7 protein-coding genes, 1 tRNA gene and 1 pseudogene are annotated in these 6,962 nt (G+C 61.9%); 4 read left to right on the top strand and 5 right to left on the bottom strand.

The features are described from left to right. A partial coding sequence (locus CAK78_RS06580; RefSeq protein ID WP_141214125.1) for a transposase occupies positions 1–202 on the bottom strand: 202 nt, incomplete at its 3' end. 56 nt (positions 203–258) lie between these two features. Then, positions 259–393 carry a hypothetical protein gene (locus CAK78_RS23075; protein ID WP_254924723.1) on the bottom strand — a complete coding sequence of 45 codons (135 nt, stop codon included), beginning with the start codon at positions 391–393 and terminating at the stop codon, positions 259–261. A 209-nt stretch (positions 394–602) separates the two neighbouring features. Here CAK78_RS23075 and CAK78_RS06570 point away from each other — a divergent pair. Continuing rightward, positions 603–679: transfer RNA gene (locus tag CAK78_RS06570), tRNA-Trp, on the top strand. A 293-nt stretch (positions 680–972) separates the two neighbouring features. Further along, on the top strand, positions 973–2,343 hold the full coding sequence (locus CAK78_RS06565) for a phosphatidylserine decarboxylase family protein (protein WP_094696764.1): 1,371 nt from the start codon (positions 973–975) through the stop codon (positions 2,341–2,343). Between the two features lie 49 nt (positions 2,344–2,392). Here the strand turns inward: CAK78_RS06565 and CAK78_RS06560 are convergent, their stop codons facing one another. Further along, positions 2,393–2,911, bottom strand: a complete 519-nt coding sequence (locus CAK78_RS06560) for a class IV adenylate cyclase (RefSeq protein WP_094696763.1) — start codon at positions 2,909–2,911, stop codon at positions 2,393–2,395. A 242-nt stretch (positions 2,912–3,153) separates the two neighbouring features. Between CAK78_RS06560 and CAK78_RS06555 the strand changes: the two are divergent. Beyond that, positions 3,154–5,046, top strand: a pseudogene (locus tag CAK78_RS06555) (methyl-accepting chemotaxis protein). 49 nt (positions 5,047–5,095) lie between these two features. On the opposite strand, the gene CAK78_RS06550 reads toward CAK78_RS06555, so the two are convergent. Continuing rightward, complete coding sequence (locus CAK78_RS06550) at positions 5,096–5,623, bottom strand: lipocalin family protein (RefSeq protein WP_017764819.1); 528 nt, start codon at positions 5,621–5,623, stop codon at positions 5,096–5,098. 17 nt (positions 5,624–5,640) lie between these two features. Further along, positions 5,641–6,543, bottom strand: coding sequence for an AraC family transcriptional regulator (locus CAK78_RS06545; RefSeq protein ID WP_094696762.1), 903 nt, complete (start codon positions 6,541–6,543; stop codon positions 5,641–5,643). A 211-nt stretch (positions 6,544–6,754) separates the two neighbouring features. Between CAK78_RS06545 and CAK78_RS06540 the strand changes: the two genes are divergently transcribed. After that, positions 6,755–6,962 (top strand): transposase (locus tag CAK78_RS06540; RefSeq protein WP_141214138.1); only part of this gene is annotated, 208 nt, incomplete at its 3' end.

Here is a 6,962-nt window from a genome sequence, read left to right as displayed (position 1 = left end):
GGTGATGGCAGTGATTGCATTGCAGCACGCGTGGCCGACTTTTCAGGTGACAACAGGTCTTGTTGGCACATTCAGGGCAGACAAAGCCGTGAGGAAAACGCCAAGTGAACAACGCGTTTTCGCACTGAGCTTCAGTGCCATAGTCCTTGAGAAGCTCAAACAGGCTGTAGCCTTTCTGGAATTGGACTTTGCTTTTGGCCATGATCTCGCTCCTCGATAACTGTGCATAAGATCAGTATAGTTCGGGGTGACTGCTAATCATGGGTAATCAGGTTCGGGAATGAAGGGCACCAGCGGGGCGACCCGCGCCAGATAGTCGGGCAGCGTCTCGGTTTTGCTTTCATCCCTGAAGTTGAGCGGTGCAAGTTGTTGCAGTAACCGGTAATTGAGCATGTGCAGCCCCCTTCTTGCCTGGCCCCAACTTTAACCCTACCCCCATTGCGGTCAGTTTCCTACCCAAACAAGGCTGTAAATACAGCAAGTTACCCATTGGAGCTGCATAAATTGGCAGGATCTGCTCGTCCTTTGCGCAATCGCACCGAAAGTGAGAAAAAAGCCTTTACCTTTGAAACCCGCTTTGTATACTACGCCTCGTTTGTTGCAGGGGCGTAGTTCCAATTGGTAGAACAGCGGTCTCCAAAACCGATGGTTGCGGGTTCGAGTCCTGCCGCCCCTGCCATTTTAAGAAAAGCCAGCTCATTGAGCTGGCTTTTCGCTTTTCCGGGCCTGGCACTCTCCTTTTGCACATCCCTTGTGCCGCCTGCTCTCCTGGCCTGGTTGCTCTCCCCATACCCGCCTATCCCAACCGCTAGTCGCTATTGCGCCACTCTGCCCTGTCGTTTCTGGCAATCGTGCCGCCGAGCCCCCTGTGCTACATAACAGGGTCGGTGCCCTGGCATGCCGCTGGCAGGCCGGCACTCAATGCTCAAGCCGTGGATTGTGGGCGTGAACATCAGCTGAGGAGAGCGAACCATGAACAAGGCAGTGGAAACCCGATTGAACAAGTCCCGACCCGGCGGCTGGATCCCCCAGGATGGGGCCCATGTCGAGCGCTGGATCCGGCGGATCAAGCACTACGTGAACCAGCAGCCGAGGGCGCTGGTCCCCCCCATCGCCGAGCTGCGTGACCTGGTCAATGCCGACCCGGCGCTGCATGCCCAGGCCGAGGCCATGTTCAAGGAGGCCTGGCGCCACAAGCACCAGACCCCGCTCGGTCAGCCTGAGGTACGTTCGTTCGAGGAGTTCCTCGGTCTGCTCAATGGCATCATGACCACGGCCCCCGAGGCCTATCAGGACATCCCCAGCCAGGAACCGTCCGGCCTCATCGGCTTTCCCATCAATGCCCTGCTCGACTGGCCCATGGCCACCCGCTCCGGCTACCAGTTTTTTGCCAATGCCCTGGTCAACCAGCAGTTCAAGAAGATCCTCGACTACTGGGCCCAGTTCCTGCAAAGCCCGGCTTCCCGCTATGTACTGACCGAGCCGGTAAGCCGGCTGGATCGCGAGACCCTGGTGGTGCCCTGGCTTGGCAAGGCAGCCAAGGCCGAGATGGTGCAGGTGGCGAACGAAGCGGTCGGGGAGGGGCCCAACCCCACTCCGGGTAGTTTCGAGCAAATCTTCGAGTGCGAGCCGGCGGCCGACTACCACGGCTTCGGCTGCTGGGATGACTTCTTCACCCGGCGTTTTCGGGCCGGGGTGCGGCCGGTCTCGGCGCCAACGGATGACAATGTCATCGTCAACGCCTGTGAATCGGCGCCGCTGCAGGTGCGCAAAGAGGTGAGCCGCAGCGATCAGTTCTGGCTCAAGGGGCAGCCCTATTCGCTGGACAACATGCTCGATTTTGACGATCTGGCCCTCCGTTTCGAGGGAGGCACCGTCTATCAGGCCTTCCTCAGCGCGCTCAGCTACCACCGCTGGCACAGCCCGGTGAGCGGCACCATCCGCAAGGTGCGTATCGTCAACGGCACCTACTATCTGGAAAACCAGTTCGAAGGCTTTGCCGACCCGCAGGGGGCGGATCCCAGCGCCCCCAACAACTCCCAGCCGTTCCTCACCTCGGTGGCGACCCGGGCGCTGATCTTCATCGAGGCGGACAACCCAAAAATCGGCCTGATGTGCGTGGTGCCGGTGGGGATGGCAGAGGTGTCGAGCTGCGAGATCACGGTGCAGGCGGGGGACAGGGTGGAGAAGGGGGATCAGCTCGGCATGTTCCACTTCGGCGGCTCCACCCACTGTCTGCTGTTTCGCCCCGGCGTCAGGCTGGAGTTTGACTTCCATGGCCAGACCCCAGGGCTGGATGCGACCAATATGCGGCTCAATACCGCCATCGCCCGGGTCAAGTAGCTCTGCCGGGCAGAGTATGGGAGGCCGCCTGCGGGCGGCCTTGTTGCATTCAGGCCTGCTGCCGGAGAAGCAGATCCAGATAGGCGCCTTCTATCAGCCGGGAGGGCTCAACTCCCAGCTGCGCCATGAGGTCGTTGGCTTCCTGCATCCCCGCCTCAAGCGGTTCGTCCTCCTCCAGCACCACCTCCAGTTCGAGGAAGTGGCCGAGCCCTTGTACCCGATCGAGGTGGATCCGGGTTCTGCCGACCAGCAACAGGGTGCGCTTCTTCTGCACCCTGCCGATCTGGCCCCAGGCCAGACTGAGGGTCTCCCGCAGGCGATCCGGTTCATGTGTCGGAGTCAGCTGATAGAAGCTCTCCTTGGGGCCTTGTTGATCGGCGCGGCGGTAGAAGATGAGCTCGCCGGCCGAGGAGGACAAGGTTCGCAGCTTCAGACGACCGGCGTCACAGCGAAAGAAGGTGTCATCCTGCTCGATCTCGACGGGGCCCTGATCGGCGATGGCAAGTGCTTTGGGGAGCAGGAGCTCGATGCTCTCTATCTTGGCTTTTATCTCGATATTTCGGGGCATGGCAGGGTTATCCATCAGGGGTTGAAGGAGTCCAACCTAGCACGGATTGCGTCCCTGCATAGCCATTTGTCGAGACGGATATCGGACGAAGAGTGGGTGGTTTTTCGTGAGCTGTGGCACAACCTGTTGCCGAGTCATGATAAATCGACAGGATTCACTAAAGTCTGTTCAGCATGTGGCCGATAGCCTTGATTAAACAAGGGTCTCTCCCTGGCCCGTCACAACAACAAGGATCCGTAGTCATGACACTTTCGTTGCGCGGCAAGCTGCTGGCCACCAGTCTGGGGGTGGTGCTGCTGATGGCCTCACTGCTTAGCATCGTTGCCTTTCACACCCTCAAATCCCGCACCATGAGCGCCATCCAGAGCGAGGCGGTCAACTATGGCCACGCCTACTCGGTCGCCATCGGCGACTGGATGGCGGATCGCAAGAACACGGTGCACGCGCTGGTGAACCTGATCGCCGACAATCCGCAGGCCGAGCTGGTGCCGCACCTGAAGCAGGCCTACACCTCGGGCGGGTTCGGGCTCACCTACTTTGGTTCCACCCAGGGGGTGATGACCCGCCAGGACCCCTCCCTCAATACCGGCAACTATGACCCGCGCGAGCGCCCCTGGTATCAGGACGCGGTGAAGGCGGGGCAGCTTATCGTCACCGCCCCCTATGTCAGCGTCACCATGCAGAAGCTGGTGGTCACCCTCTCCGAGCCGGTACGCCATCAGGGCGAGCTGGTCGGTGCCGTGGGGGCCAACCTGGCGCTCGACAAGCTGATCGACTAGGTGCTGGCGATGCAGGTGCAGGGGGATGGGTACGCCATGCTGCTCGACAGCAGCGGCCTCATCGTCGGTCACCCCAACAAGGAGCTGGCGCTCAAGCAGATTGGTGAGCTCTCCCCTGATCTGTCGGCGGCCACCTTCCAGCAGTGGGGCCGCGAGAACAACGAGCTGCACGCTGCCACCCTCGACGGGCGCGACGTGCTGCTGGCGGTGCAGCCGGTGGCGGGCACCGACTGGCTGCTGGCCATGGTGATGTATCGCGACGTGCTGGAGGCACCGCTCGCCACCCTGCTGTGGCAGCTGGTGGGGCTGACCCTGGTGCTGATGCTGGTGTTCAGTGCCCTGCTCACCGCCATGTTCAAGTATCTGTTTGCCGATCTGGGTCGGGTCGCCGGCGCGCTGCACGACATCGCCCACGGCGAGGGGGACCTCACGGTCCACATCAACACCCGCAGCAAGGATGAGGTGGGTCAGCTGGCGGAGAGCTTCAACCAGTTCGTGGCGCGGCTGCACGGCATCGTCAGCCGGCTGCGTGACGTCACCGTCAAGCTGGCGGCCCAGTCTCGCGCCCAGGCGGCCGGGGCCCAGTCCCGCAGTCAGCGGGTGCGCCAGCAGCAGGACGAGATCGTGATGGTGGCGACCGCGGTGACCGAGATGGCCTCCGCCACCCAGGAGATCGCCGGCAACGCCGAGTTTGCCGCCACTACCTCGGGCGATGCGGTCAAGCTGGCGGTATCCGGTCAGTCGCAGGTCGGTCAGAGTCAGCGCAGCATCACGGGGCTCGCGGACGAAGTGGCCGACGCCAGCCAGATCATTGTGGAGCTGGATGCCCATGCCCAGAAGATCAGCGGCATTCTGGCCACCATCAGCGGCATCGCAGAGCAAACCAACCTGCTGGCCCTCAACGCAGCCATCGAGGCGGCGCGGGCCGGCGAGCAGGGGCGTGGCTTTGCGGTGGTGGCGGACGAGGTGCGGGTGCTGTCGCGCCGTACCCACGACTCCACCGATGAGATCCAGCAGATGATCGAGACCCTGCAGCAGACCACCCGCCGGGCGGTGGGCGGCATGGAGACCAGCCGCCAGCTGGCGGGCACCAGCGTGGAGGACGCGGAGTCTGCCAACCAGAGCCTGGCACGGATCAACGAGGCGATAGGTTCCATCAGCGACATGGCGACCCAGATTGCGGCGGCGGCCGAAGAGCAGACCTCGGTCACCAGCGAGATCAGCCGCAACACCGAGAACATCCGCCACGTCTCCCAGGAGCTGGCCGAGCAGGCCAATCAGGAGGCGGCACAGGCGGCCGAATTGAAGGGGCTGACCGAGCGGTTGGAGCAGGAGATCGGCCGCTTCCGGCTCTGATCCTCAGACAATCCTCCATGAAAAAGGGCAGCCCGCGGGCTGCCCTTGCTTATTTCACGACAGGCTCAGGGGGCTGCTTGACCCAGATCAGCTGATCGGTGGCAAAGCCCAGCCCCTTGGCCTTGGCGATCAGCGCATCCACTTTGGCCTTGGGCGGATTGGGGGAGCGGGCGAGGATCCAGAGGTAGTCGTGGTTGTAGCTGGTCACCAGCGAGAGCTGATAGTCGGGATCCAGCTCGATGACGTTGTAGCCGCCGTAGAAGGGGCCGAAGAAGCTCACCTTGAGCCGCGCCTCGTCCGGCTTGTCGACGAAGTAGGCCTTGCCCTCTGCTTCGCGCCAGCTGCCGTCACTCTGCTTGCCGCGGTTGAGCACCCTGACCCCGCCATCGTCGCGCAGGCTGTAGGTGGCGCTCACCTGCTCTAGTCCGCGCTCGAAGCTATGGTCGAGGCGGGCGATCTCGTACCAGGTGCCGAGGTAGCGGTCGAGCTGGAAGCCGGTGACGGGGCGGATGCCGTCGGCGAGGCCGGTACAGGCCGTCAGCAGGCAGGCGGTGAGCAGGCAAAGCAGTACACGCATGAACAATTCCTCTCTGGTTATCCCTCTATAATGCGCAGCTGGCCTTCCCGAAAGCGGGAGGCCTGATCCGTCGGCGTGCCGCCGAAGAAGCGCTTGTACTCCCGGCTGAACTGGGAGTTGCTCTCGTAGCCGACCCTGGCCGCCGCGGTGCCCGCCTTGATGCCGTCGTGCAGCATCATCATCCGCGCCTTGTGGAGGCGAAACGACTTGATGTACTGCAACGGCGAGGTGGCGGTGACCGCCTTGAAGTGGTGGTGGAAGGCGGAGACGCTCATGTTCACCTCCCGCGCCAGCTCCTCCATGGTCAGGTTGTCGGCGAAACGCTGCTCTATCATACGCAGCACCCGGGCGATCTGGCCCACATGGTTGTGGCGGTTGGCGAGCGCCTGCAACGCCGGGCCACCCCCTTCGTGCAGGGCGTAGAACAGCATCTCCCGCACCGTCTGCGGCCCCAGCACACGGGCGTGATGGGGTTTGTCCATCAGATCGATCAGCCGCTCGGCGGCGCAGAACATGGCCTCAGACAGGGGCACCGAATGCACGCCGCTCTTTTGCGGGGCGGGGGCGGGCAGGGCATCCCCCAGCTCCAGCAACAGCTCCTGCAGGGTCACCAGGTTGATCTCGAGGGAGAAGCCGATGAGGGGCTGCTCGGGGGAGGCGAAGCACTCGCACTCGCAGGGCAGCGGCAGGGTCATCAACAGGTAGTGGTTGGGGTCGTAGCGAAACACCTGGTCCGCCAGATAGCCCACCTTGTGTCCCTGCAGGATCACTATCATCCGCGGCTGGTAGAGCACCGGGGTGCGGCCGTGGTATTCGGTGGTGTAGATGAGGCTCACCTGATCCACCGGCGAGGGAGTGATGCCGGGAGCGGTGACGTGGCGAGCCAGCTTGGCGGCGAGGTCGGTGTAGCGTGTCTGCATGGGATGCTCTTGGAGTCTGTTCTGGCTGATTTGTAGAAATAGGCAAAGAACTAGCAGGATGTTGTCTTGATGGTATTGGCTGTCTGGAGAAAAATGCAATCAAATTTTTGCGGCCTGGCCGCCAGAGACTAAAAAGGCAACCTGATTACCCATGATTAGCAGTCACCCCGAACTATACTGATCTTATGCACAGTTATCGAGGAGCGAGATCATGGCCAAAAGCAAAGTCCAATTCCAGAAAGGCTACAGCCTGTTTGAGCTTCTCAAGGACTATGGCACTGAAGCTCAGTGCGAAAACGCGTTGTTCACTTGGCGTTTTCCTCACGGCTTTGTCTGCCCTGAATGTGCCAACAAGACCTGTTGTCACCTGAAAAGTCGGCCACGCGTGCTGCAATGCAATCACTGCCATCACCAGATGT

It is taken from the genome of Aeromonas sp. A35_P (assembly GCF_002259925.1).
Taxonomy (GTDB): Bacteria; Pseudomonadota; Gammaproteobacteria; order Enterobacterales; family Aeromonadaceae; genus Aeromonas; species Aeromonas dhakensis.
The sequence above is the reverse complement of the archived record's forward strand: the minus strand, read 5'-3'. Positions and strand labels throughout refer to the sequence as shown.

Bases quoted from the DNA above. Each gene is read 5' to 3' on its own strand.
- CAK78_RS23075 (WP_254924723.1), bottom strand. From the start codon at position 393: ATGCTCAATTACCGGTTACTGCAACAACTTGCACCGCTCAACTTCAGG.
- CAK78_RS06565 (WP_094696764.1), top strand. From the start codon at position 973: ATGAACAAGGCAGTGGAAACCCGATTGAACAAGTCCCGACCCGGCGGC.
- CAK78_RS06560 (WP_094696763.1), bottom strand. From the start codon at position 2,911: ATGCCCCGAAATATCGAGATAAAAGCCAAGATAGAGAGCATCGAGCTC.
- CAK78_RS06550 (WP_017764819.1), bottom strand. From the start codon at position 5,623: ATGCGTGTACTGCTTTGCCTGCTCACCGCCTGCCTGCTGACGGCCTGT.
- CAK78_RS06545 (WP_094696762.1), bottom strand. From the start codon at position 6,543: ATGCAGACACGCTACACCGACCTCGCCGCCAAGCTGGCTCGCCACGTC.